This window comes from Pseudomonas sp. A34-9 (genome assembly GCF_029543085.1).
In the GTDB taxonomy this organism is placed as follows: Bacteria; Pseudomonadota; Gammaproteobacteria; order Pseudomonadales; family Pseudomonadaceae; genus Aquipseudomonas.
Genome location: NZ_CP119967.1, coordinates 3,565,060 through 3,589,224 on the forward strand (window position 1 = coordinate 3,565,060; position 24,165 = coordinate 3,589,224).

The following is a 24,165-nucleotide window of genomic DNA, read 5'->3' on the forward strand; positions in this document are numbered from 1 at the left end:
ATTCCTGAGCCTGTTTTGTTTCTGGCGGGGTTTCTACAGTGCAGCTCATGCCAGACCGGGTGGCCTGGCAAGACTTTGCAACCGTGGATGAACTGACCATGAGCACAGCAACAATCGGACAGGCTTATAACTACAAGGTCGTCCGCCAATTCGTCATTGCGACGATCTTCTGGGGGGTAGTGGGCATGGCGATGGGCGTGTTGATCGCCTCGCAACTGGTGTGGCCGGAGATGAATCTGGACCTGCCGTGGACCACCTTCGGCCGCTTGCGACCGCTGCACACCAGCCTGGTGATTTTCGGTTTCGCCGGCAGCGCACAATTCGCCGCCAGTTACTACGCGGTGCAGCGTACCTGCCAGGTGCGGCTGTACTCGGACACCCTCGCCGCGTTCACATTCTGGGGCTGGCAGTCGGTGATCGTGATCATGCTGATCACCCTGCCGATGGGCTACACCACCACCAAGGAATACGCCGAAATCGAATTCTCCGGCGCGGTGTGGATGGCCGTGGTCTGGGTCGCGTATGCGGTGGTGTTCTTCACCACCGTGGTGCAGCGCAAGACCAAGCACATTTACGTCGGTAACTGGTTTTTCGGCGCGTTCATTCTGGTGATCGCCATGCTGCACGTGGTCAATCACCTGTCGATTCCGGTGGACTGGTTCAAGTCGTATCCAGTGTATTCCGGGGCCACCGACGCGATGGTGCAGTGGTGGTACGGGCACAACGCGGTGGGCTTCTTCCTGACCACCGGGTTCCTCGGCATGATGTATTACTTTGTGCCGAAACAGGTCAATCGGCCGGTGTATTCGTATCGCTTGTCGATCGTGCATTTCTGGGCGCTGATCACGCTGTACATCTGGGCCGGCCCGCACCATTTGCACTACACCGCGCTGCCGGACTGGGCGCAATCACTGGGCATGGCGATGTCGCTGATCCTGCTGGCGCCGAGCTGGGGCGGGATGATCAACGGCATGATGACCTTGTCCGGGGCCTGGCATAAGTTGCGCACCGATCCGATTCTGCGCTTCCTGGTGCTGTCGCTGGCGTTCTACGGCATGTCGACATTTGAAGGACCGATGATGGCGATCAAAACCGTCAACGCCCTCTCCCACTACACCGACTGGACCATCGGCCACGTGCACGCCGGCGCCTTGGGCTGGGTGGCGATGATCACCTTCGGCGCGACCTATCACATGGTGCCGAAAGTGTTTGGTCGCGAGCAGATGTACAGCACGCCGCTGATCAACCTGCACTTCTGGCTGGCGACCATCGGCACGGTGTTGTACATCGCCTCGATGTGGGTCAACGGCATCACCCAAGGCCTGATGTGGCGGGCGATCAACGAGGACGGCACGCTGACCTATTCGTTTGTCGAGGCGCTGCAGGCCAGTCATCCGGGGTTCATCGTGCGCTTTGCCGGGGGGGTGTTCTTCCTCAGCGGGATGTTGCTGATGGCCTATAACGTCTGGCGCACAGTGCGGGTTGCCGACGTCGCACTGGCGCGCAGTGAAGCGCAGATCGCCTGAGGCAGGGAGCCGCTCGTGATGGAGATTTTCTTTGATGTGTTGGGGGTGGTGTTTCTGTGGCTGGCGGTGGAGTACTGCCTGCGGCGGGAGACGGCGGACAGTCTGGACGAAGCGAGTATGGTGCCGTTTGCCGATGATCCGGAGGTGGCGCGGCGGCTTGAGCTGGCCACTGGCAAGACTGTGAAAGCTGTGGCGCCGGAGGTGGCGAAGCCGGGTTGGGTCAATCTTGATATGTGAGGCGTGTCAGGTGGGCTGCCCTCACCCTGGCCCTCTCCCAGAGGGAGAGGGAACTGACCGAGTTGTTTGTTCGGGTTACGCCGACCTGAAATATCGAAAGTGAATGCAATCTCGAAAACAACGAAGATCAGCTCCCTTTCCCCCTCGTCCGCAGAGGGAGAGGGAACTGACCGAGTTGTTTATTCGGGGTACGCCAACCTGAAATATCGAAAGTGAATGCAATCTTGAAAACAACGAAGATCGGCTCCCTTTCCCCCTCGTCCGCGGAGGGAGAGGGAGAGGGAACTGACCGAGTTGTTTAATCGGGGTACGCCAACCTGAAATATCGAAAGTGAATGCAATCTTGAAAACAACGAAGATCGGCTCCCTTTCCCCCTCGTCCGCGGAGGGAGAGGGAACTGACCGAGTTGTTTGTTCGGGTTACGCCGACCTGAAATATCGAAAGTGAATGCAATCTTGAAAACAACGAAGATCGGCTCCCTTTCCCCCTCGCCCCCTTGGGGGAGAGGGCTGGGGTGAGGGGGTAAGCTCTTGATCTTAACTGCGGTCGCGAGGAATCAGGCTCTGCAACTGCTGAGCAAGAAAGTTGGCGTCGAAGGCAAACGTATCCGGATCCTTCAAACCATTGGTCTTGCGCCACTGCCACGTGCCGTCGGGCAATCCGACTAGCGAAATGCTGCCATAACGCGCCGCCGTCAGCCCCATCACGGCGAGCGAGATCTGCCCCGCGCTGCCCATCACATCCGGCACGAACTCCACCGGTTTGCCGGCAATCACAATGCTCAGCTTTTCCGTCTTGAACGTGGACGTTTCCACCGGTGTGCTCGGCCCGAACGCAACATACGCCTCGCGACTCACCTCCAGCAGATTCGGCGCCTGCACCGGTTCCAGCCATTGCTGAATATCACCGAACAGCGCGGTAATCCGCGTGGCCCACGCCGCCGATTGCGTCTCGAACAGTTGCTTCTTGTGCGCTTCGCTCTCGGCGTAATGACGAAGCATCTCGCCCAGTTGTTGTACGTCGTCCATAGCGGTGTTCCTCGGAAAGGACCTGCAAAGGTTGATAGTGGCAGATACCAGCCCCGGCGTACGTTTAACCTGCACCAGGCCCGACGAAGCACCATGACACTTGAGCAAAACATCAGCAGTACAGTCACTTGTCGCTGGCATCGGATCGTGAACAAAAGGAAACTCCGGGCAGACCTGAACGCTCGACACTGTCATTTGCCTGAGGACATCCAATGCGCACCATCGGCCTGATCGGCGGCATGAGCTGGGAATCCAGCGCCGAATACTATCGACTCATCAATCAGCAAGTCCGTGATCGTCTCGGCCCGTTGCGCTCGGCGCAAATGCTGATGTACAGCGTCGACTTCGGCCCTGTCGAACAGGCCCAGCACGCCGGACGCTGGGACGATGCGGCGGCAATTCTGGTGGACGCCGCGCGCAGGCTCGAAGCCGGCGGCGCTGATTGTGTGGTGCTGTGTACCAATACCATGCACAAAGTCGCCGAGCAGATTCAGGCGGCGATCAGCATTCCGTTTCTGCACATTGCCGAACCGGCCGCGCAGGCGGCTCTGGACATCGATGCTCGCACCGTCGGTTTGCTCGGCACGGCATTCACCATGGAACAGGACTTCCTCAAGCAACGCCTGATCGCTCAGGGTTTGACCGTGTTGGTGCCGGACGAAACAGAACGCAAGGACGTGCACCGGATCATCTACGACGAACTCTGCGTCGGCGTGATCAGTGAACAGTCGCGAGAAATCTATCAGCGAGTAATCGAATCCCTGACCAGGCGCGGCGCGCAGGCAATCATCCTCGGTTGCACGGAAATCGGCCTGTTGATCAAAGCCGAACACAGCGCCCTGCCCATGCTCGACACCACCGAGCTGCATGCGCAGTCGGCGGTGGCGTTCGCGCTGGGCGACTGAGTCAGGTTTTCGGGCGATTGCGCAGGCGGGCCATGCTCAGGGTGTCGACCCACTGCCCGTCGCGCACTGCGTAATCGCGAAACAGGCCTTCGTCCTCGAAACCGAATTTGCGGTAGAGAGCGATGGCCGCTTCGTTATCGGCATACACAGTGAGTTCGACGCGGTGCAGGTTCATCCAGTTGTCGGCGACGTCCAGCGCCGCCGCCAACAGCTTCGAACCCACGCCTTTGCCCTGCCACGCCACCGCCACACCCATGCCGAAACTGCCGGCGTGCGCCCGGCGCATCCGCGAATGAGCTTCCAGCCCCAGATTGCCGATCACCACGCCCTGATGCAGCGCCACCAGTTTCACCGCGCGTTCGTTGTCCGCCAGCAGGCGTTGGCGCCAGACCTCGGTGGATTGAAACGGCATCTGCAACACCTGCCGCGCCACGGCCGGATCGTTATAGAGCGCGGTGATGCCCTCGATGTGGGATTCGTTGAAGCGTTCGAGGTGGATGGCGGCGTTGTGCTCAGGCATGGCGGATCCTTCCTGGATCGGTGTGTGGCTGACCACTCTAAACTACAAACCATAGGAGCTGCCGCAGGCTGCGATCTTTTGATCGTGTTTTTTGAAAATCAAATTCAGGATCAAAAGATCGCAGCCTTCGGCAGCTCCTACAGGGGGTTATTCGAACCATTCGTGGCGTTCGTTGAAGGTGTGGTGGATCAGGTCAGTCAGGGTCTGCACTTCGGCCACATTCTGCGACTCGGCGTTGACCGCCAGCCACGCCTGCAATTGCATCGGTTCTTCAAACAGCCCCGGCAGCGCGATCAGGCCACGGTCGAACCGGCTCATATACGCCGGCAACAAACCAATGCACGCGCTGCAACGGATCATCTCCAGCATCAATTCATAAGACTGCATCTGCACCACCCCGGCCAAGCGTTGTTCGACCAACTCGTTCCACGGCCGGAAACTGTCGATCTGCCGATCGTGTTGCCATTGCACGAGCATGAAGTCGGCGAGGTCGTCGGGGGTGTCCGGGCGGGCGGTGACGCGGGAGTAGCGTTTGGCGATGTGTGGCAGGTAGTCGAGGCGTGCCAGCGCTTGCGGTTCGCTGGTGGCGAAGGTCGGGCCCGGGTGCGGGGTTTCGCCGTGGGCAAGCCAGAGGACGACGTCGGCGCTGACGGCGCGCAGCGACAGTTCGCTGTCGAGGGCGATGATTTCCAGACGTACGCTGGCGTTGCGCCGCAGCAGTGCAATGAGGTCGCGGCCGAGGATGTCGTGCAGGATCGATTCGGCGACGGCGAGGCGAATCAGCGGTTGTTCGATCACCGGCAGTTTGCGCTCGTTGGCCAGCGCCACCAGTTTGGCCTGCAGTTGCTGGCCTTCGCGGGTCAGGCTCAAGGCGCTGCCCTGAAAGCTGAACAGCGTGTGTTGCAGTTCTTGCTCAAGCTGCGCCAGTTGTTTGCGCAACAAGGTCGAGCGCACATTGAGGCTGCGCGCGGCTTGCATGAAGCAGCCGCAGCGGGCGCTGACCAGGAAGTATTGCGCGACATCCGGGTCGACCTTCGCGGCTTGCGCCAGCCAGGGTTCGTGGTTGTCGATTGGCCAGCGGAATTCGCCATTGCCCTGTCGTCCTGCGGGTTCGGTGAATGACATCGATGACTCCCTGTCGATCTTTGTATTTATGAATTCCACCCATCCCCATGTGGGAGCGAGCCTGCTCGCGAAAGCGGTGTCTCAGACCCCGCAAGTGTTGAATGTGCAGACGCTTTCGCGAGCAGGCTCGCTCCCACAGGAGAAAAGTGGTGAAGGTGAAATCAGTGTTTTTCCTCGAGGACTTTGTTGAGCTCGGCACCGTCGATACTCAGCGTCGCGGTGTTGAGCATGCCGTCCAGGTACGCCTGGGCAATCTGCTCCTGCCGTTGTGTACGCAAGGCCTGGGTCAGTTGCTCGCGCAATTCGTCGAGGGTCGCCAGACGCGCTGGCAGTTGCTCGGTGAGTTTGATCACGTGAAATCCGGCGGCGCTCTGAACAGGCTCGGAAACCGCGCCAACCTTGAGCCGTGCCACGGCGCTACGCACTTCCGGGACGAGTTGCTGCAACGGTTGCAGACCGCTATCCCCACCACGTTCAGCGGTGACGCGATCCTGCGAATATTGAGTCGCCAGTGCGGCAAATTCCGCCGGCGTCGCCTGAGCCTTCTTGCTCAGGTCGGTAGCCTGCTTGCGCACGGTCTCAAGGTTCTGCGGGTCGTTCACCCCGAGGAAAATCTGGCTGACCCGATACAACGCCGGTGTCTGCCAATTCGCCTTGCCGGCGTCATAGGCCTGCTGCAACTCAGCGGCACTCGGATAGTCCGCCGGCACCTGGCTGACCGAACGCAAGTAATCGCGGAAGACAATCTGCTCAGTCGCCGCGCGAGTCTGCCGCGCTACATCCGGACGCTGCGCCCAACCCTGCGCATCGGCCTGTTCCAGCACCGCTTTCTCGGCCAGACGCGTGCGAATCCAGCGCTCCAGCGCCTCACGATCGCCGCGTAATTGTTCGCGGGTTTGCGGCGGGACTGTCGCCAGCAACGCCTGCAATTCGTCAGGTGACACTTGCTGATTGCCCAACCGCGCCACCGCCGGCCCCGCAACAACCACCGCCAGCGGCGACGATTGCTGGGCGGCGACCGGGTCACTGCCCGGCCGCACCACCAGCGCCACGGCCACCACCAACAGCGCCACCGCAGCGGCGCTGATCACCATGGCAGGCTTTTTCACAGCGCGACTTCCTCTTGTTCAGCGACGGCCACTTTCGCGGTGGATGCTTGCGCGGCCTGAGTGAAATCACGCAGGTAGACGATGAACTCCTGCAACAGGCGATCCCACAATTCCAGGTTGCCGCGCAGGTGATCGTTGCTTACGCCTGCCGCCACCACCACGTCCATTTCCATCACCAGAAACTCGCCTTGCAACGACAACCGGGCAAAGCGACGGCTGGCGTTCCACTGCTCGGCCACACCCTGTGGCAACTCACCCTGCACGCGCAGCGCACAGCTGAAGGTGAAGTCGACGTAGCTGCCCTGCTCCACCGCCGGGTTGCCGAAACGCACGGCGTAGCCGATGCCCTGGCTGGCGCTGAGCAACTGGACGATGCCGTTCTGCTCGGTCTGATTGACGCGATAACCGGCGGCTTGCAGGACTTCGGTCAGGGATTGTGGGGAAACATGGCTGATCAATTGGGTCATTGTTTCTTCCTTGTTTATCAGTGCGTGAGCGCGGCTTGCGGCGCGTCGAATTGAGTCTTGTAAAGGTCATCGCCGAACCCTTGGGCCAGTTCATCGAACTTGACCCGGGCGCTGCCCGCGAAGGGCTGGCGGATCTTCATCACCTCGGCCACATCGATGTTTTCGTAGGCGGTGAGGATCTGTTTGGCGACGCCGTACATCTGCTGATTCTTGACTGAACATTGCTGCACTTGTGTGTCACGTTCAGTCAATTGCGCTTGAAGCTTAGACCGTTCTGCCTCTTTGGCACGGGCCATGACCAGCAACTCGTCATAGGCCTTTTTGAACTTGCCGGTCTGCTCGGCGCTGGCCGCCATTTGTGCCTGCGCCTGGCTGTGCAGGCTCTGCTGCTGCCCGGCGAGTTGCTCGGCGAGTTGCTCGGCAACGCCCTTGGCCTTGGCCAGTTCAGCAGTCAATTGCTTGATTTGCGCCTGCGCAGCCTTGGCCTCATTCTGCGCCGCCAGTTGCGCGGCGCTGGCCTGGGCCTGCTGACTTTGCAGGGCCTGCAACTGTTGCGTGGTGCTGCGCAATTGCGTGCGCAGGCGTTCTTCCATGCCTTCGGCATGCGCGCCAGTGGCGATCAAAAGCCCGAGCCCGAGCCACACAAATCGCGTTTTCATAACCCTCTCCCGGCGCCTTAGAAGCGCGTGTTGATCTCAAGCTGCAAGACGTCGATGTCGAACGGCGCGCCGTACACCGCTTCGGTGCTCATCCAGCGACCGGTCGCGTAAACGTTCTTCGCCAGACCGTAGTTGCCGCCAATGAAATAGCCCTTGGCGTTGGTGCCACCGAGATGAAATGACGAGTCGTTGAAGCCGTCCGGCAACGCGTCCGGCTGGATGTATTTGTAGCCAGCGAACATGTTCCAGTCGCCTTGCTTTTTCAGGTCCAGCGCGCTGCCAAGCGTGAACTGCACCATCCATGCATTGGCGCCGCTTTCGATGTCGCCGTTGCTGTCGAGGTTGTTGACGATCTGCCCGGCCGAACGCTTGCGCATGTCGCCTTCGTCGTAAGCGAGGTTGTGGATGTAGTTGCCCTGGCTGCGCAGTTTGAAGTCTTCTGGCAGGTCGGCATCCCACACTACGTTCAGATCAAGCAGATTGAATTCCGAAGCAAGGCCGACAAACTGAGGCTGCGGCGTGGTGGTCGGGTTGAGCGGGTTCGGCGTGATGTCACGCAGCAGGAACACGCTGTTGCCCTTTTGCATGAACGCCGCGCGGCTGCCGTCGCTGTCGCAACCCGGCGCGCCGGCCCACGGTTCGCAAGGGCTGGAACGCTGACCCTGAATGTCGTCGAAGCGGTAGTACGCCAGCGCACCTTTCAAGCGGTTGTTGCTGTTGATCGCCCATTTGGCGCCGATCTGCGCACCGTACAGCCACTTGTTGTCGCTCTCTTCCTTGTCGAAGCCGTTGCTGCTGGCGGTGTCGTTGGTGTAATCCACCGGGAACGCGCCGACGGTGCCGAACACGCCCCAATCGCGGTTGAGCTTGTGGTCGAAAATCGCTGCCATGCCGTCGAAGTTCAAGTCGTTGGAATAGAGCATGTCGGTGGACATGAACGGGTTGGCGAAACGCCCGCCGGTCAGGGTCAGTTCATCCGTCGGCTTCCAGTTCAGGTAGCCCTGATCGAGCCAGATGTCCTTTTTGGCGAAACCGCCGCCGAGGCTTTGCGTAGTCGACACCGGGTTGTTGTCCGAACCGGTGCCGATGCGAATGCCGGCGGTCCACTGCGGCGAGATCTCCGCTTTCATGCCCAGTCGCGCACGAATACGGAACTGGTTGGTGCGGTCTTCGCGGGTGTTGAGCAGTGGCGGCAGATTGGTGCTGCTGTTGGGATTGACGTCGTACGGGCCGTTGTTGTTGAGCTTGGCGAAGTCGACGATCTCGTTGCTGTTGCTGTCGGAGTAGTAGCGCGACTCGTCACGCAAACGAATGTCGCCGTCGAAACTGATGCGTGCAGCCCATTCCGGAAAGCTGTTGGGCGCGGCCCAGTTTTCCTGTTTGGCGGTGGCCATGACCTCAGCTTTGACCTGATCACGAATCTGGTCACGCACGGCAGCTGGCACGTATTGCACACGCACGTCACCCGGCGCCGCCACTGGCCCGGCCGCGACGGCGGTGGAAGCCGCTGCTTGTTTAGCCTGCGCCGCTTCGTTCTGCGCCTGAGCGATCAGCGCGTCGGCCTTGTCCTGTTTCAGAATGCCCTGCTCGACCAGCAAGCGGATCAGATTGATCGTGGCGTTCTCCGAGGGCGCAGGCGCTGCCACGGCCTGACCGACCAGGGTCGCAATGACCATGCCGACCGCCAGGGACAATCGATTCACGTTGGAAATCATCTGCACACAACTCCTTTTCATACAGCTTTATGAATTCGGTTAACCCGGACGCCGCCCTTGCAGGGACATGCGCACAGGCAGGGTGATGGAGGCCGGCGGCCGTTCGCTCAGGTGCGGCGCGTTACGCAGTGCCGCCAACACTTGAGTGTCAATCTCGGGGTTGCCGCTGGACTTGATCAGCTCAACCCGGGTGATCTCGCCGACGCTGCTCAGCCAGACATCGGCCTGCAGCGAGAACGCGAGGTTGCGCAGGTCGGGGTTCTCGCGCAGCAGCTTCTGGAAGGTGAACGCGAGGAACTGGCTGTAAGTGCCGTTGCCCAGTCGTCCGCCACCGGCACCGGCCATGCCGCCGCCCTTGCCCGCGCCGATGTTGAACGCGTCGTTACCGGACTGAGCGTCGCCGTCCATTTGCATCGGATTGGCCAGATCGTCCGCCGGCGATGGCGGAGCTTCTTCCTCGGGCTTGACCTCTTCCGGTTCCGGCGTTGGCTCAGGCTCGACGACTTTTTCTTCCACCGGGGTTTCCGGCTCTGGCGGTTTTTCCGGCGGCGGAGGTGGCGGTGGCGGCAGCGGAATGATCGTCGGCACCTTCGGCGCTTCGCGGCGGATGCCGCTCATGTCGTTGGCCCATTGCCAGAGGAACCACGCAGCGAGCGCGCCGATCAGCAATCCGGCGCCCCATTTCGCATAACGCAGCGCTGGTTTTTTCACCGGCAGCGGCTCGATCGGAAGTTGTGCGGTCATGACTCAGCCCTGACTCGGTTTGCCGGTGACGAGACCGACCTGGGACAGTTCGAGCCGGCGCAACAGGTCCAGCACTTCGATGACTTTCTGGTATTGCACTGTGGCGTCGCCGCGCACGATCACCGGGAAATCCGGGCTCTGCGCTTTCTCGATGCGCAGGCGTTCTTCCAGCTCGGCCAGGGTCACCGGGTAGGCATCGAGGAACACCTGGCCGCCGTCGTTGACCGAGATCGCCTTGGTCTTGGCCTCGGACAGCGACACCGACGCGCTGGCCTTGGGCAGGTTGATCTGGATCCCGGAGACCTGCGCGGTGGCGGTGAGGATGAACATCACCAGCACCACCATCAGCACGTCGACCAGCGGGGTGATGTTGATGCTGTCCACCGCGGCATCTTCGTCATCGTCGTGGGAGGCATTTACGGACGCCATGTCAGTGCTCCTCAGGCCGGTACGGAGTGGTTGGTGTGATGGCCGCGATGCGCCGCCTCACTGAACTGGCTCTCGCCGTGCATCTCCGCCAGCCGGGTGATGAACTCGTCGACGAACACACGCATGTCGGCGCTGACTTCCTTGTTGCGGGTGATCAGGCGGTTGTAACCAAACAGCGCCGGAATCGCGACGAACAGGCCCATCGCCGTGGCCAACAACGCGGCGGCCATACCGGGAGCAATGGCGTTGATGTTGACGTCGCCGGCCATCGCGGTGCCGAGGAACACCACCATGATCCCCAGCACCGTACCGAGCAGACCGATGTAAGGGCCGCCGGCGATGGCGTTGGACAGGGTCGAGAGTTTCGAACTCAGTTGCTGGTTTTCACGGGTGCGCACGCCGTCCATGGAGCAACGGATCGCTTCGATGGTGGCGGCGGACACCGACGAGGTATCGGCACCCTGCTCGCGGCGGGTGCGGATCTCTTTGACCGCCACCAGGTACAGGCGCCACAGCGACGAATGCTGCAGGCGCTGGGCGAGTTGCGCGTCGTCGGCGAACATCTCCAGACGCGTGCCGACCTTGGCGAACTGCACACGGAAGTCTTCGTTGGCGGCGGACACGCGGCTGAGGCTGCGGTTCTTGCGCAGCATGATGATCCACGACTGGAACATCATCAGCACCAGCACGGCGATGATCACCCAGGCGTCGATTGGCACGGCGTTGAGCAGGAAGCCGAGGCTGCCGAAACCGAACCCGGACTGCTCTTCGTCGACGCCGTAAGCCACCAGTTTCGACTCGGCGCCTTGCGAGGTGGCGTCGGCCAGCAGCAGCGGCGCCGGGCGTGACACTTTCGACAAGCGCAATTCGTCGATGGCGCCCACGAACGGCTGGAACGGGCCTTCATGCACGTCAGCACCGATGGCCATGACCGAGTTGAATGCCGGCATCGCCTGGGCGAGCGTCGCGCCTTCGCGGCCATTGATGTACAGCGTGACTTTCGAGCCCTCAGCGGTCAGCGCGATGTGCTGCCATTGGCCCGGATTAAGCGCTTGGGTAGCGACCGCACGTTGGCCGTCGATCTCCACAAACGGCACCCCTTGGTTGGCACCGATCAGTAGACTGTTGGCTCCTTCACGACGGGCGAGAATCAGTTGCTCGCCACTGGCCTGATCCAGACGCAGCCAGGCACTGAAGGTGAACGCACTGCCGGCGTTGTGCTGCAAGGAAGGACTGGCCGGCAGCAACAATGGCTGGCCGCTGAACTGCAACGCGCGCCCCACTACGCCGTCAATCGACGCGCCAGTCGCACTTTGCGCGGTGTTGCCGTAGGCGGTGGTGTCTTTGGCCGGGGTGCCGGTGGCGCCGTCAAAGTGATAGAGCGCGGTGTAATTAGGATCGAACGTCAGTTGGCCGTTGCCGGTCGCCGGGGCCTTCTGATTGCCGTAATACATCCAGATGTCCTGGCGCTGACCGCCCTCGACATTCGGCACATCAACCCAAATCAGCGCCATGCCCATCAGCGCGTCGAAGCTTTCGATCTGGTGATTGAGCACAGTCTTGTCGTCAGCCGCGACGAAGCGCAGATCCGAACCGTCCTCTTTCACCCCGTCAAAGGTGAAGTTGCCGGTGTGCAGGCGCACCAACAGCGCCGTGCGGCCGAGGGCCTGATTGATCGCCGCGCCTTGTGGCGTGGTGTCGACGGCGATCTGTTTGCGATAGTGCCAGTCGTCCTGCCACCAGGCCTGAGCCGTGGCCGGGAGCACGAAGCCCAGGCAGATCAACAACGAAAGAATGAGGCGCTGCATGAACGTGCTCCTTTAGAAAGTGGCTTGAAGGTTGAAGTGCAGGCGCGATTCCTGTTTCGAGGTGTTCGGCCCTTCGAGTAGCGGGTAGCCCCAGTCGAGGCTGCCGGACAGCCATTTGCTCAGGCTGGCGCGGGTGCCGAAGCCGACGCTGGCCAGGGCGTAATTGGCGTCCTGATCCGGCAGTTCATCGCGCAGGTAAAGTTGCGCGCCTTCGGCGAAGGCATAGAAGCGCCAGTCCTGCATCCACGTGCCGGCGTACTTGGCCAGCGACGGCGTGCGCACTTCCTGGCTGAGCAACAAACCGTCATCACCGGTGCGTTCGGCGGCCAGATAGCCGCGCACCGAAGTGGCGCCGCCGGCAGAAAATTGTTCGTTGGAAACCAATGGCCCCGACGCCAACTGGAACGCGGCTTTGCTCGCGCTCTGCCAGTCGCTGTCGAAGGTCCAGGTGTAATTGGTGTCGCCCTTGAGCACGGCGAAACTCGGTTTGGCGCGATAGCGTTTGTAGTCGAAGTCTTCGTCGGAGCTGCCGTAGCCGAAAATGCTGCGGGTGGCAGCGACCAGGCTCAGACCCAAGCCGAGCTGGCTTTTTTCGCTGTAGCGATAGCCGTTGTAGGCGAAGGTGAACGGCGCGTATTGCAACGGGACTTTGTCGCTTTCGCCGGAAAGGGTCAGGCGTTCGTCAAAGTCCTTGAAGTCGATACCGGCCGACAACGAGTTGGACCAGTTGCCGCTGGAGGGCAGCGTGTAGATCGCCGAGACGCCATAGGAATGGCCCTTGCCCAACACGTTGCTGCCACCGATGGTGGCGACGTTGCTGTCGGACTGATAACCGGAGAACTGCACGCTCCAGCGCTCGGTCAGCGGCGCGGTGTAGGAGCCCGACCAGACCTTGGCGTTGTCGGTTTCCTGCGGCGCGGTGAAGAACGTCAGGTTGACGCTGTGGCCGAGTTGCCAAAGGTTGTTGTAGCCGAGGCTGGTGACGGTGCGCAGCTTTTCAGTGTCGGCGCTGTAATCGTTATTGAGGCCGACGCTGGCGGTCCACGGGTTCTGGTCTTCGACCTGCAAATCGACGTCCATGGTGCCGGGGCGCTGACCTTCGCGCACCAGTGGCATGACTTGCCGGCCCGGCGTCTTGTTGAGCTGCGCCAGTTCGCCCTGAACCTTGGCGAAGTCCGGCACCTCGCCTTCCTTCAGCGCCGGGACGTCGTCGCGGATGTCCAGCGGCGAATAATGTTTGGCGCCGACCACACGCACGCGGCCGACCTTGGTTTCGCTGACTTGCAGATAGACGATGCCGTCGGCGACAGCTTGCTCGGGCAGCTCGACGAACACCGATTGATAGCCGCGTTCCTGATAAGCCTTCTGCAAGGCATCCCGCGCGCCTTCGATGTCGTTCATGCCCTTCTGCGGGCCGAGAAACGGATACACCGCTTCTTCAATCGCCCGCGCATCGAGCACGGTATTGCCGCGCACGAAGTATTCGTTGACGTCGACCAGACGCTGCGCTTCGACGGCCTCTTCGGCCAATGCCGGCTGCACGCCCGCCGTCACCAGCAGCCAGCCCCACAGCGCCAGCCGTGACTTGAAAATCGGTTCCACACTACCCCCTGAATTCGCGATGACCTGTTGGCGTTTCGAACGCCGCGTGTATGGCGTCAATTGCTGGCTGTCGAGGCACAGGCGTGTTTGCCCAGCCACGTGTGCAAAAGCGCGAAGTTCAGCGAGAACTCGGGCATTTGCAGCAACGCGCCGCAGAACACTTCGCCGATGATTTTTTGAATGAGCAGCACCGCGCGCGGCTCGTTGAGCAGCGTGGCGATGTCGCGACTGAGGGCGTTGAAGCTCCAGACTTTCTGGTTCAGGCCAAGGCCCACGAACCAGCGGAACAGCAGGTTGTAGTTGAGCTGTTCATACAGTTGCTGCTCGCTGGGCACCGAATACAGCAGTTGCAGGAGCAGGATGTGCATGACCGTTTGCGCGGGAATCAGCATGCCGGGCTCGGCATTGAGGTCGTGCAGGAGATCGCGGTGGGCGTCGAGCAAGTCGTCGATCTGCGGGCGCAGCAACACCAGCGAATGGCCCGGCGGAATGTAGCTCGACACCTCTTTCAAGGCGCCCTGCCAGTCATCCTGCGAGACGATCCAGACCCACGGCGCGCCGTAGCGATACACCGAAACCGGCTTCTTGCGCGCGGCTTCGACGATCTTCGACAGGCGTTGATCGAGTTCCTGCATGCCCACTTTCGAGTAGCGTTCCATAGTCCCCATTGCCTCACTCCCGGCGTCCCGCCTCGGCTTGTGAAAAGCGCCCCGTTGGGCCCCTCAAGCGCGTTACATAGGCATGACCGGACTGGCGATGTGCTACCGAACTTTTGTCATAAAAGCTTCATTACAGAAATTGCCGGGGGAGCAAAATCAAAAGATCGCAGCCTTCGGCAGCTCCTACATTAAGATTGAGTACACCCTGTAGGAGCTGCCGAAGGCTGCGATCTTTTTTCAGGAATAAACCGGCCAGATGTCGACGATCTTGCCTCCGCGTACTGCCAGCAGATCACCGAATTGCAGGAGGACAGCCTCAGTCTGCGTCGGACGCAGGAACACTTGGTCTTCAATGGTCAGGCCAACCGCGTTGGAGCCATTGACCATCTCCTGATTTGAACTGCGGCCGTAAACGCCGTTGCTCTGGAGTCCAGGCGGCGATTCGAACTCGGCCATCCAGTTGCCGCCGTAGATGAAAAAGGTCTGGCGCTGATTCTGATCCCACCACGAGAACAATTTCGACTTGTCATCCAGCGCCGGAATATTCACCGCGCCCGTGCTCTTTAAAACCGGCGTGGCGATGTAGGTTGCGGGCACGTGTTCGACCAACGACGGCAAATCGTAGTGCGTCGGTTTGAGCATCGCCGTGCCCACGGAAACCTCGCTGCTGAGCTTTTCGTTTTCGTGAATGCGGTAACTCGGGCTGCCGGCGGTGTTGAGGCACAAGCCGTCGTGCCACAACGCAGGAAACTGCTGGCGGGTGAAATCGACGCAGCGCTGATAAATCACCATGACCTTGGCGAACAGTTCTTCCGGCGAGCCGAGAATCCCCGGCACGCCCATGCCTACGAACGGGTCGTAACCCATGAACCCGGCGAACTGCAGATGCTGGGGGTTGGCGCTGATCAGCGTGAGCATCTGCCCCAGCTCATTCACATCACTGACCCCGCCGCGATGCAGCCCGACGTCCAGTTCGATGTTGATGCGCATCCGCGTGCCCAGACCCTGTGCCAGCGCGAGGTATTGCTGTAAACGTTCAGGGCTGTCGAGCAGCCATTGCAGTTGCTTGCCCGGATCGAACGGACCTTTGTGATTCTGATAGAACAACTCGGCCGAACGCACCGGCAGCGGTTTGCCCAGCAGGATGTCCGATTGCGGGAAGGTGACGGCGTCGTGATTGAGAAACGGCTGGTGGAACGACATCAATTTTTGCGTCCCGGCACGTTGCGCGATATAGCTCAACAGTCCCGGTGACGGCAGCGACTTTTCCACCAGACGCAATTGTTTGCCACCGCGCCTGACCGACTGCATCACCACATCGATGTTGTGATCGAGGCGATCCAGATCGATCAGCAGCACCGGGCGCATCGGGCCTTTGCCCTTCAACTCGTTGTTCAGTGCGCGGAAATATTCGCTGTACGGCCCACCGCGATCGCCCGGCCGCAGCCACGCGCCCACACCCATCAGCAAAGCACCAACGCCCAATGTGCCGAGCAGGAATTTGCGGCGATTAACGGCCATCAGCTCACCCCCAAAATCGATGACAGATGCGCGTTCAGAAAGCGCCCGTTCGGATCGAGCGCCTGGCGCACGTCGGCAAATTCGCGCCAGCGCGGATACAGCGGTTGCAGGTTCTTCGCGTTGAGCGTGTGCAACTTGCCCCAGTGCGGCCGGCCGTTGTACTTCCAGAAAATCGGCTCCACCGCCGCGAAGAAGTTGTGGTGATCCATCTGGTAATGCTGGTGCACCGAGATCGAACAGCTGTCGCGGCCTTCGAACATACTCAGCGGAATATCGTCGGCCTTGACGTAGCGATACTCAATGGGAAACCAGGTGCGCAAATCCTTGTCCTGAATCAGCTTGAGAATTTCGCGCAGGCACGCCGGGCCGTGTTCGGCTGGCACGGAATATTCCATCTCGTTGAAGCGTACGGTGCGCACGTTGGCGTAGATGTCGAACGAGTCACCCACGCGGTCATCGAAACTCGCCAGATGGCGCAAGCTGTTAAGCAGCGTGCGGCGCAGGTCGGGGAAGTCGCTGCCGTACTTGTCGATCTTCTCGATCAGGGTGACGAACTCGTTGCCGCCCTCCTCTTCGGGCGGGATCGGCGGCGTGGCCGGGTCGTCGGTTTCGTTGAGGGCGATGGACAAGGCGTAATCGGAATGGGTGACGACGAGCATTTCCCAGTGCTGGTTTTCGCGGGTGTTCTTGTCGAGGTCTTCGAGCAACTCTTCGGTCTTGGCGATCCACTGGCGTTCGCGCAGGCGATAGGCCGGGCGGTTTTGCAGACGGATCTTCGTCGCCACACCGAGTGCACCGAGGGAGACGCGCGCAGCGTTGAACACTTCGGGATGCCGTTGACTGTCGCAGTCGAGCACTTCGCCGCTGGCCGTCACCAGCTGCAGGCCGCAAACGTGCGCTGAATAGGACTGGAATTGTTTACCGGTGCCATGGGTCGAGGTAGCGATGGCCCCGGCGAGGGTCTGGTAATCGATGTCAGCCATGTTTTGCAGGGCCTGGCCGATGTCTTTCAGCGGTACGCCCATGCGTGACATCGGTGTGCCGGCGGCGAATTCGGCTTGCAGGGTTTTCGCGTCGTGATCGAGCAGGCCGTTGAAATAGCTCAGCGACAACAACGTGCCGTCGGTGGGCACCAGCGCGCTGAAGGAATGCGCCGAACCGACCGGGCGAATCTTGCCTTGCGCCTGCTTGATGACGGTTGTCAGTTCATCAAGGTCCTTCGGTGCGAGCCTTGCCGCTGGCAGGCAACTCTGCCCGCCCGACCAGTTGCGCCACGGAATCAAGCGCGGCGCACGCATCAACTGGCCCAATGCCGGGTGGCTCGCCAACGCGCTGAACGCGCCGACAATGCTTGCCCGTTGCAACAACTGACGCCGTGTCAGATCCATCGTCATGCCGGGCACCTTATTGTGGGAGGGGCTGGTCGGCCATGAAGCCGATCAATTGCACAAATTGTTCTTCCGAGCACTCGACGCACTGGCCCATCGGCGGCATGCCGTTGTAGCCGTTGATGGCGTGATCGAGCAGCGTGTCAGCGCCCTGCTGGATGCGCGGCTCCCAGGCTTTGCGATCACCGGTGAGCGGTGCGTTGGCGGCGGGGTTGGCGTGGCAGAGCTGGCAGCTGTTGGCGTAGATCTGCGCCAGTGCCGGGTCTTTGGGCATGGCGTTGTTATTGATGCTGGCCGGGGGCTTGGGATCTTCGCCGCAGCCAGGCAACGCCATGGCCAACGCCAGCAGTAATGTGAGTCGGATTGCCCGCATAACGGCCTCGCTTATTGTTGTGCTCACACATTAAGGCAGCGGCTGCAACGGGTTGAGGGCATTGCGGGACAGCGAGGGGGGCAAACGGGGCCAGCCCTCCCCCCCGATGATGAAGATCGTTCCCACGCTCCGCGTGGGAATGCAGCCCGGGACGCTCTGCGTCCCATTGGAACGCGGAGCGTCCCTTGAGGCATTCCCACGCGGAGCATGGGAACGATCTTCAAGCCACCCCTTCTGTTTCGCGCCTCTGCGTGACATTCGCGTGACATTTGCGGGTTTAAATTTCGGCGCATTCAGGCGTATAACCTGTGAAGACTTTCTGATCTGCATACGGACATCAACACGGGGTAGCGACATGACCACAGCAAACATCCTTGGCAACCTGTTCTCTTCTGTCAGCGACATCCCGGAAAAATACCGCCTCGACGCTCAGGTCGAGCAACGTGAATATCTGGTCGACGGCCAGTTGCGCCGCTGGGACGGCCCACTCGCCACCGTACGCAGTCCGGTCTACCTGCACGGCGAAAACGGCGACGAACAAGCGATCCTCGGCAGCACGCCGCTGCTCGATGCCGATACCGCCCTCACCGCCCTCGACGCCGCCGTGCGCGCCTACGACCGTGGTCAGGGCCTGTGGCCGACCATGCGCGTGGCTGAACGTATCCAGCATGTCGAAGCCTTCCTCGGCCGCATGCGCCAGCAACGTGATGCTGTGGTGAAGTTGTTGATGTGGGAGATCGGCAAGAACCTCAAGGACTCGGAAAAAGAGTTCGATCGCACCTGCGACTACATCGTCGACACCATCAATGCGCTCAAGGAACTCGACCGCCGCTCCAGCCGTTTTGAACTGGAACAGGACACCCTCGGGCAGATCCGTCGCGTACCGCTCGGCGTCGCGCTGTGCATGGGGCCTTACAACTATCCGCTGAACGAAACCTTCACCACGCTGATTCCGGCGTTGATCATGGGCAACACCGTGGTGTTCAAACCGGCCAAGCTCGGCGTGCTGCTGATTCGTCCGTTGCTCGAAGCGTTCCGTGACAGCTTCCCCACCGGCGTGATCAACGTGATCTACGGCAGCGGCCGCGAGACCGTCAGCGCGCTGATGGCCAGCGGCAAGATCGACATCTTCGCCTTCATCGGCACCAACAAAGCCGCCAGCGACCTGAAGAAACTGCACCCGAAACCGCACCGCTTGCGCGCCGCGCTGGGTCTGGATGCGAAAAACCCGGGCATCGTCTTGCCGGAAGTTGATCTCGACAACGCGGTCAGCGAGGCGGTCACCGGTTCACTGTCGTTCAATGGCCAACGCTGCACTGCGCTGAAAATACTGTTTGTCCACGAAGACGTCGTTGACAGTTTCATCGAGAAATTCAACGCCAAACTGGCCACGCTGAAACCGGGCATGCCGTGGGACAGCGGTGTGTCGCTGACGCCGCTGCCGGAGTCAGGCAAAGTCGATTATCTGCACGGTCTGGTGGCGGATGCGCGCAGTAAGGGCGCTGAAGTGGTCAACCCGAATGGCGGCGAATCCCGCGAGTCGTTCTTCTACCCGGCGGTGCTGTATCCGGTGAACCCGCAGATGCGCGTGTACCAGGAAGAACAGTTCGGCCCGGTGGTACCGATCGTGCCGTACCGTCACCTCGATACCGTGATCGATTACGTGCTGGAATCGGACTTCGGTCAGCAGTTGAGCATCTTCGGCACCAACCCGGTGGCGGTCGGTCGGCTGGTCGATACGTTCGCCAACCAGGTCGGCCGGATCAACCTTAACGCGCAATGCCAGCGCGGCCCGGACACGTATCCGTTCAACGGCCGCAAGAACTCCGCCGAAGGGACGCTGTCGGTACACGATGCGTTGCGGGTGTTTTCGATCCGCACACTGGTCGCGACCAAGTTCCAGGACAGCAACAAGGACCTGATCAGCGAAATCATTCGCGGGCGTGATTCGAGCTTCCTGACCACTGATTACATCTTCTGACGAGGGCCTTGCACTGAGTACGTTCAGCACCCACCGACTGCCACCGCTGTTGCGCCGAATCCTGCGTCCGCTGCTGGACCCGTATCGGCGCTACCGCCACGCCCGGTTGATCCACGCGGTGCGGGTGGCGTTGGGGTTGCTGGCAACGATTCTGTTGACCACCGGCATCAACCTGCCCCACGGCGAATGGGCCTCGGTGACCATGCTGGTGGTGATCGGCGGTTTGCAGCATCACGGCAACATCGGCAAAAAAGCCGCCGAACGTGCCACCGGCACCCTGATTGGCGCCGGCGTCGGTTTGTTGCTGGTGGCGCAGCAGGCTTGGCTCGGCATGCCGTGGCTGACCTATTTCGCCATGGCGGTGGTCTGCGGTTTCTTCTCTTATCACGCGATTGGCAAGGGCGGTTATACCGCCCTGCTCTCGGCAATCACCGTATTCATTGTCGCCGGGCACGGCGACAATCCGATCACTGACGGCTTGTGGCGCGGCGTCGACATCCTCATCGGCATCGCGTTGGCGCTCGCATTCTCCTTCGCCCTGCCGCTGTATGCGGTCTACTCGTGGCGCTACAACCTCGCCGATGCCTTGCGCGACTGCGCCACGGTGTACGGGCGGATCATCAGCGGCCAACCGGTCAGCGCCGACGAACATCTGAAATTGATGAGCCGCTTGGGCGCAGTGATGGTGCAATTGCGTTCGCTGATGCCGTCGGTATCCAAGGAAGTGAAAATCTCCATGACCGAACTCGATGCCATCCAGCGCAACCTGCGCATGTGCATCAGCACGTTGGAGATCCTCGGCAACACTCGCCCGGATGCCAACGACCCGCAGGCGATGGCCCATCTGCAAACAGCATTGAAAGCAGAGCACCGGCAGATTCGTGTGCAATTGATCGGCATGGCCCGCGCGTTGAAAACCGGTGCTGCGCAACGCCTGGACCGGCCGCTGGAACTGCCGGACGCCAGCCTTGAGGCACCGGTTTACACCGCGCTGGACGGCTATCGGATGTTGACCCGGCAATTGGCGGTGAACGTTACCGAGATGCGCCAGCGTCTGGCGAAAACCGCGCCGCGCTGGAACATCTGAGCGTTACTGCGCGGCCAGTCGCCGGGCCTTCAGGCCCCAGCCCTGTTGCATGCCGGCCGCCGCCAACAGGATCGCCGCGACGCCCACCCATTGCAGGATTTCCAGGCGATGACCGAAGGCGAACCAGTCGACGAAAATCGCCGCAATCGGGTAGATGAATGACAGTGCCCCGGTCAACGCGGTCGGCAGTTTCTGAATCGCGCCGTACAACAACACGTACATCAATCCGGTGTGGACGATGCCCAGTGTGACCAGACTGGCCCAGGCGCTGGGTGCCTGCGGCAGCGCATCGAAGTGCGCAAACGGCGCCAACAGCAAAATCCCGGTGCATACCTGAATCAGCGCGATCAGATGCGGCGGCGTACCGCTCAGACGCTTGATGATCAGCGCGGCAATCGCATACAGAAACGCCGCGCCCAACGCCAAAGCAATCCCCAGCAAATAATCGTCACCGCTGCCGCCCTGCGTGCCATGTGCGCTGACGATTGCCAGCATGCCCATAAACGAAATCGCCAGCCAGAACAGCTTCTGCACGGTGATTTTCTCGCCAAGGAACAACGCGGCCAGGCCGACCAGCATGAACGGCTGCACGTTGTAGACCGCTGTGCCGATGGCAATCGAAGCCCGCGAGTACGAGGCGAACAACAGCAGCCAGTTGCCGACAATCGCCACCCCGCTGAGCACCGCCAGCAAGAACGTCGTTCTGCTCAAAATGCCCGGACGCAGAAAGCCGAACGCCGCGCAGATCAACAGCAAAGTGCCGGCACCGAACACACAACGCCAGAACACCACGTCCAGCACGGGTTGCCCGGACACCAGCACAAACCAGCCGATCGTCCCGGATATCAGCATGGCGGCGGTCATTTCAAATGAGCCGCGACGGAGGGTTGTGTCCATCATCAATCTCCTTAGCGAGTGTCGAAAGCGTGGCAAAAGTATGCCAAGCCGAGACACGCTCACTCCAGCGCAAAAAGCAGGCTAAACTCGGTTTCTGCCTTTTTTATCGAGGGTGGTTTTCAGTAATCGCCTAATACGGGAGTTGGCTTATGACTGACGACATCGACCAGATCCTCATCAGCGCGTTGATGGAGGATTCGCGGCGCTCACTCAAGGCGCTGGCACAAATCAGCGGCCTGTCCTCTCCCAGTGTCGCCGAACGTTTGCGACGGCTGGAAGAGCGTGGCGTCCTCACGGGCTATACCGTCGAGATCGACCCCAAGTGCTTCGGCTATCAATTGCAGGCCATCGTCCGGGTACGTCCGCTGCCGGGACAGTTGCAGGAAGTGGAGCGGCAGATTCTGTCGATCCCGGAATTCACCGAGTGCGACAAGGTCACCGGGGAGGACTGCTTTATCGCCCGCCTGCACGTGCGCTCGATGGAGCAACTGGACACCCTGCTCGACCGTCTCAATACGTTGGCCGAAACCAATACGGCGATCGTCAAGAAAACCCCGGTCAAGCGCCGTTTGCCGCCGATGGCTTGAATGCGTTTTTATGACGTTCAGCGTAGATTGAAGGTTTCCGGCGAAGGATTGGCGGTATGAGAATTCAGGCAATGATGTTGACGGCGGTGATGCTTGGCGGGTGCGGGACGGTGCAGACCGTCGCGCGTAGCGATCAGGTGGCCGTGGACGATTTGAAAAAGAACAAATCCTATTGCGGGGCTGTGCCCCGGATCTACAGCGGCGTGATGTACGATTTCTGTAATCTGCATGCGCCAATTGGCCAAGGCAACGCCTACAACAATGCGCTTCCTGGCTGGGCAATTGATGCCGTGGCATCAGGGGTACTCGACACGTTGCTGCTGCCCTACACGATTTATAAGCAACAGACCGATGGCAGCATCGTCATCAACTGATTGAAAGCCTCCGGACACCAAGGCATCCGGAGGCTGCTGCGGTTTACTCGAGCAGTTGTTGCAGGCTTGGGTCACGGATCACTTTCTGCTGCGGCTGCGACGTATCATCGCCGGCCTTGAGCATCTTCAACTTCAGGTTCTGCACTTTCGCGCAAGCATTCTTGCCGTCAGCGTAGATCCCGCTCATGTCGCACTTCCACTCGTAGTAATTAATCAGCCCACCCGACAGTTGCAGGCTGTAGTCGGTGCTCTTGGTACCGGGCGTGAACGGATGGCCGGCGGGAATATTCTGGAACCACTTCATCCATTCCGGCGTGCCCGGCTTCGGCGCGTTCGCCTGGAATGTCGGGTTCATGATCGCCACTTGCGGGCTCTCGGCGGTGGCGTGGCAGCTCAGGCAGGAACTGTTGGGGTTGTCCACCGGACCATTGAGGCGACCGTTCCAGCCCAGGTGAGTCGGTGGCAGCTCCTTGGTATTGGCGTTGATGGCCGTCTGTTGCAGCGCCGTGTTGATCTTGGTGACGGTCGGCTGCGGGTTGGTGAAATCATTGCCGGTTTCCTTCGGATCGTTGCCCCACATGATCCCCACCGGCACCAGGTTGTCCCAACCGGGTTTACCGGTTTTCTCGCCGTTGTACTGGAACGTACCGAAAATCCAGCCGGTATCGCTCATGCGCGTATCGCGCACGGCGATGTCCATCTGGATCAGGGCGACGTCTTTGACCTTGCGATTGGCTGAGGTGAAAGTTTCGGTGATATAGCCTTTCCACAGAACCGGATTGACCAGGAACGGCACGGTGCTGCGATCAATATCGGCGAACAGCGCTTTGCACACGACGGTGCCGTTGGGGAAGCTCTTGGGCTGGGAGGTAAAGCTCGGGTCCGGGTTGTTCGGATCTTTCCAGACCTCGCCGATGGTGTAGGCACCGATGTCGTTGTAAATGCCTACCGCATACGTCTGGCCGGTGGCTGTTTGCGTCGAGGCCAGTTGCTTGACCTGAATCTGCGCTTCCTTGGTCAGACCGTGAATACCTTCGCGCCCCAATGGCCCGTAATGCTGCCACGGCATGTGATACCACTGGCGCACCTTGTTCTTCTGCACATTCCAGTCAACCTCGACGTTGCCTTCAAGGCAATAGTCCTTCACGTCCTCCAGATAGCCGCGCCAGGTTTCAAAGTCGTTGTTCGGCTTGGTCGGCAACTTCTTGAAGAATTCAGGCAGCGGCACTTGAGGCGGCGTGACCGGGTAACTCTGGCTGAGTTGAAACAACGGGCCAGAATACTGACTGGAAGGCGGTTGGTAACCGAAGTCGGGATAGACACCGGCAATTGTCGAAGCGCTGAACAGCGCGGTCGTCACGGCCAGTGCCGCCAGTTTTCCTTGGGGCTGGTTCATCGATGATCTCCTTGTCTTGGGACAACG

Annotated in this window: 23 protein-coding genes and 1 pseudogene; 7 read left to right on the forward strand and 17 right to left on the reverse strand. The window is 60.7% G+C overall.

Annotated features, from left to right (window positions below; translation table 11 throughout):
* The first annotated feature begins 98 nt into the window (after positions 1-98).
* Positions 99-1,526, forward strand: coding sequence for a cytochrome-c oxidase, cbb3-type subunit I (gene ccoN, locus P3G59_RS15715; RefSeq protein WP_277757969.1), 1,428 nt, complete (start codon positions 99-101; stop codon positions 1,524-1,526).
* An 18-nt stretch (positions 1,527-1,544) separates the two neighbouring features.
* A complete protein-coding gene (locus P3G59_RS15720; protein WP_277757970.1) occupies positions 1,545-1,763 on the forward strand; it encodes a cbb3-type cytochrome c oxidase subunit 3 in 219 nt (72 codons plus the stop codon).
* A gap of 537 nt (positions 1,764-2,300) precedes the next feature.
* Here P3G59_RS15720 and P3G59_RS15725 read toward each other — a convergent pair.
* Entirely contained in the window at positions 2,301-2,792 is a 492-nt protein-coding gene (locus tag P3G59_RS15725) for a hypothetical protein (protein ID WP_277757971.1), read from the reverse strand.
* 212 nt (positions 2,793-3,004) lie between these two features.
* Between P3G59_RS15725 and P3G59_RS15730 the strand changes: the two genes are divergently transcribed.
* On the forward strand, positions 3,005-3,697 hold the full coding sequence (locus P3G59_RS15730; RefSeq protein WP_277757972.1) for an aspartate/glutamate racemase family protein: 693 nt from the start codon (positions 3,005-3,007) through the stop codon (positions 3,695-3,697).
* A gap of 1 nt (position 3,698) precedes the next feature.
* Here P3G59_RS15730 and P3G59_RS15735 read toward each other — a convergent pair whose 3' ends face one another.
* From P3G59_RS15735 to P3G59_RS15800, 14 genes and pseudogenes are all read right to left on the reverse strand, one after another.
* Positions 3,699-4,217, reverse strand: coding sequence for a GNAT family N-acetyltransferase (locus P3G59_RS15735; protein ID WP_277757973.1), 519 nt, complete (start codon positions 4,215-4,217; stop codon positions 3,699-3,701).
* A 147-nt stretch (positions 4,218-4,364) separates the two neighbouring features.
* Positions 4,365-5,342, reverse strand: a complete 978-nt coding sequence (locus P3G59_RS15740) for a LysR family transcriptional regulator (RefSeq protein WP_277757974.1) — start codon at positions 5,340-5,342, stop codon at positions 4,365-4,367.
* A gap of 161 nt (positions 5,343-5,503) precedes the next feature.
* Positions 5,504-6,451: a peptidylprolyl isomerase gene (locus P3G59_RS15745; protein ID WP_277757975.1), complete on the reverse strand. Its 948-nt coding sequence runs from the start codon at positions 6,449-6,451 to the stop codon at positions 5,504-5,506.
* Complete coding sequence (locus P3G59_RS15750; protein ID WP_277757976.1) at positions 6,448-6,918, reverse strand: YbjN domain-containing protein; 471 nt, start codon at positions 6,916-6,918, stop codon at positions 6,448-6,450. Before P3G59_RS15750 ends, P3G59_RS15745 begins: the two co-directional genes overlap by 4 nt.
* Before the next feature lie 17 nt (positions 6,919-6,935).
* Complete coding sequence (locus P3G59_RS15755; RefSeq protein WP_277757977.1) at positions 6,936-7,577, reverse strand: DNA repair protein; 642 nt, start codon at positions 7,575-7,577, stop codon at positions 6,936-6,938.
* 17 nt (positions 7,578-7,594) lie between these two features.
* Positions 7,595-9,292: a putative porin gene (locus tag P3G59_RS15760; protein WP_277757978.1), complete on the reverse strand. Its 1,698-nt coding sequence runs from the start codon at positions 9,290-9,292 to the stop codon at positions 7,595-7,597.
* A 39-nt stretch (positions 9,293-9,331) separates the two neighbouring features.
* Positions 9,332-10,036: an energy transducer TonB gene (locus P3G59_RS15765; RefSeq protein ID WP_277757979.1), complete on the reverse strand. Its 705-nt coding sequence runs from the start codon at positions 10,034-10,036 to the stop codon at positions 9,332-9,334.
* A 3-nt stretch (positions 10,037-10,039) separates the two neighbouring features.
* The gene (locus tag P3G59_RS15770) at positions 10,040-10,465 is read right to left on the reverse strand and encodes a biopolymer transporter ExbD (RefSeq protein WP_007915482.1); all 426 of its coding nucleotides are present in this window, start codon (positions 10,463-10,465) and stop codon (positions 10,040-10,042) included.
* An 11-nt stretch (positions 10,466-10,476) separates the two neighbouring features.
* Positions 10,477-12,273 (reverse strand): MotA/TolQ/ExbB proton channel family protein, encoded by a 1,797-nt coding sequence (locus P3G59_RS15775; RefSeq protein ID WP_277757980.1) that lies wholly within the window; start codon positions 12,271-12,273, stop codon positions 10,477-10,479.
* Positions 12,274-12,285: 12 nt separating this feature from the next.
* Positions 12,286-13,875, reverse strand: coding sequence for a ShlB/FhaC/HecB family hemolysin secretion/activation protein (locus tag P3G59_RS15780; RefSeq protein WP_277757981.1), 1,590 nt, complete (start codon positions 13,873-13,875; stop codon positions 12,286-12,288).
* A gap of 56 nt (positions 13,876-13,931) precedes the next feature.
* Positions 13,932-14,261, reverse strand: a pseudogene (locus P3G59_RS15785) (transposase); the annotation flags it as partial.
* 510 nt (positions 14,262-14,771) lie between these two features.
* A complete protein-coding gene (locus P3G59_RS15790) occupies positions 14,772-15,980 on the reverse strand; it encodes a DSD1 family PLP-dependent enzyme (RefSeq protein WP_277762166.1) in 1,209 nt (402 codons plus the stop codon).
* A gap of 74 nt (positions 15,981-16,054) precedes the next feature.
* On the reverse strand, positions 16,055-17,383 hold the full coding sequence (locus tag P3G59_RS15795) for a D-arabinono-1,4-lactone oxidase (RefSeq protein WP_277762167.1): 1,329 nt from the start codon (positions 17,381-17,383) through the stop codon (positions 16,055-16,057).
* A 76-nt stretch (positions 17,384-17,459) separates the two neighbouring features.
* Entirely contained in the window at positions 17,460-17,816 is a 357-nt protein-coding gene (locus tag P3G59_RS15800; protein ID WP_277757982.1) for a c-type cytochrome, read from the reverse strand.
* Between the two features lie 355 nt (positions 17,817-18,171).
* Here P3G59_RS15800 and P3G59_RS15805 point away from each other — a divergent pair, with 355 nt between their 5' ends.
* Together P3G59_RS15805 and P3G59_RS15810 are read left to right on the forward strand one after the other, a co-directional pair.
* On the forward strand, positions 18,172-19,797 hold the full coding sequence (locus P3G59_RS15805; RefSeq protein ID WP_277757983.1) for an NADP-dependent glyceraldehyde-3-phosphate dehydrogenase: 1,626 nt from the start codon (positions 18,172-18,174) through the stop codon (positions 19,795-19,797).
* 46 nt (positions 19,798-19,843) lie between these two features.
* Positions 19,844-20,884, forward strand: coding sequence for an FUSC family protein (locus P3G59_RS15810; protein WP_277762168.1), 1,041 nt, complete (start codon positions 19,844-19,846; stop codon positions 20,882-20,884).
* A 3-nt stretch (positions 20,885-20,887) separates the two neighbouring features.
* On the opposite strand, the gene P3G59_RS15815 is transcribed toward P3G59_RS15810, so the two are convergent.
* The gene (locus P3G59_RS15815; RefSeq protein ID WP_277757984.1) at positions 20,888-21,781 is read right to left on the reverse strand and encodes a DMT family transporter; all 894 of its coding nucleotides are present in this window, start codon (positions 21,779-21,781) and stop codon (positions 20,888-20,890) included.
* Positions 21,782-21,930: 149 nt separating this feature from the next.
* Here P3G59_RS15815 and P3G59_RS15820 point away from each other — a divergent pair, with 149 nt between their 5' ends.
* Both P3G59_RS15820 and P3G59_RS15825 read left to right on the forward strand, forming a co-directional pair.
* Positions 21,931-22,368 (forward strand): Lrp/AsnC family transcriptional regulator, encoded by a 438-nt coding sequence (locus tag P3G59_RS15820; RefSeq protein ID WP_277757985.1) that lies wholly within the window; start codon positions 21,931-21,933, stop codon positions 22,366-22,368.
* Between the two features lie 56 nt (positions 22,369-22,424).
* Positions 22,425-22,742 carry a YceK/YidQ family lipoprotein gene (locus tag P3G59_RS15825; protein WP_277757986.1) on the forward strand — a complete coding sequence of 106 codons (318 nt, stop codon included), beginning with the start codon at positions 22,425-22,427 and terminating at the stop codon, positions 22,740-22,742.
* A gap of 43 nt (positions 22,743-22,785) precedes the next feature.
* Here the strand turns inward: P3G59_RS15825 and P3G59_RS15830 are convergent, their stop codons facing one another.
* A complete protein-coding gene (locus P3G59_RS15830; RefSeq protein ID WP_277757987.1) occupies positions 22,786-24,138 on the reverse strand; it encodes a hypothetical protein in 1,353 nt (450 codons plus the stop codon).
* Positions 24,139-24,165: the final 27 nt, after the last annotated feature.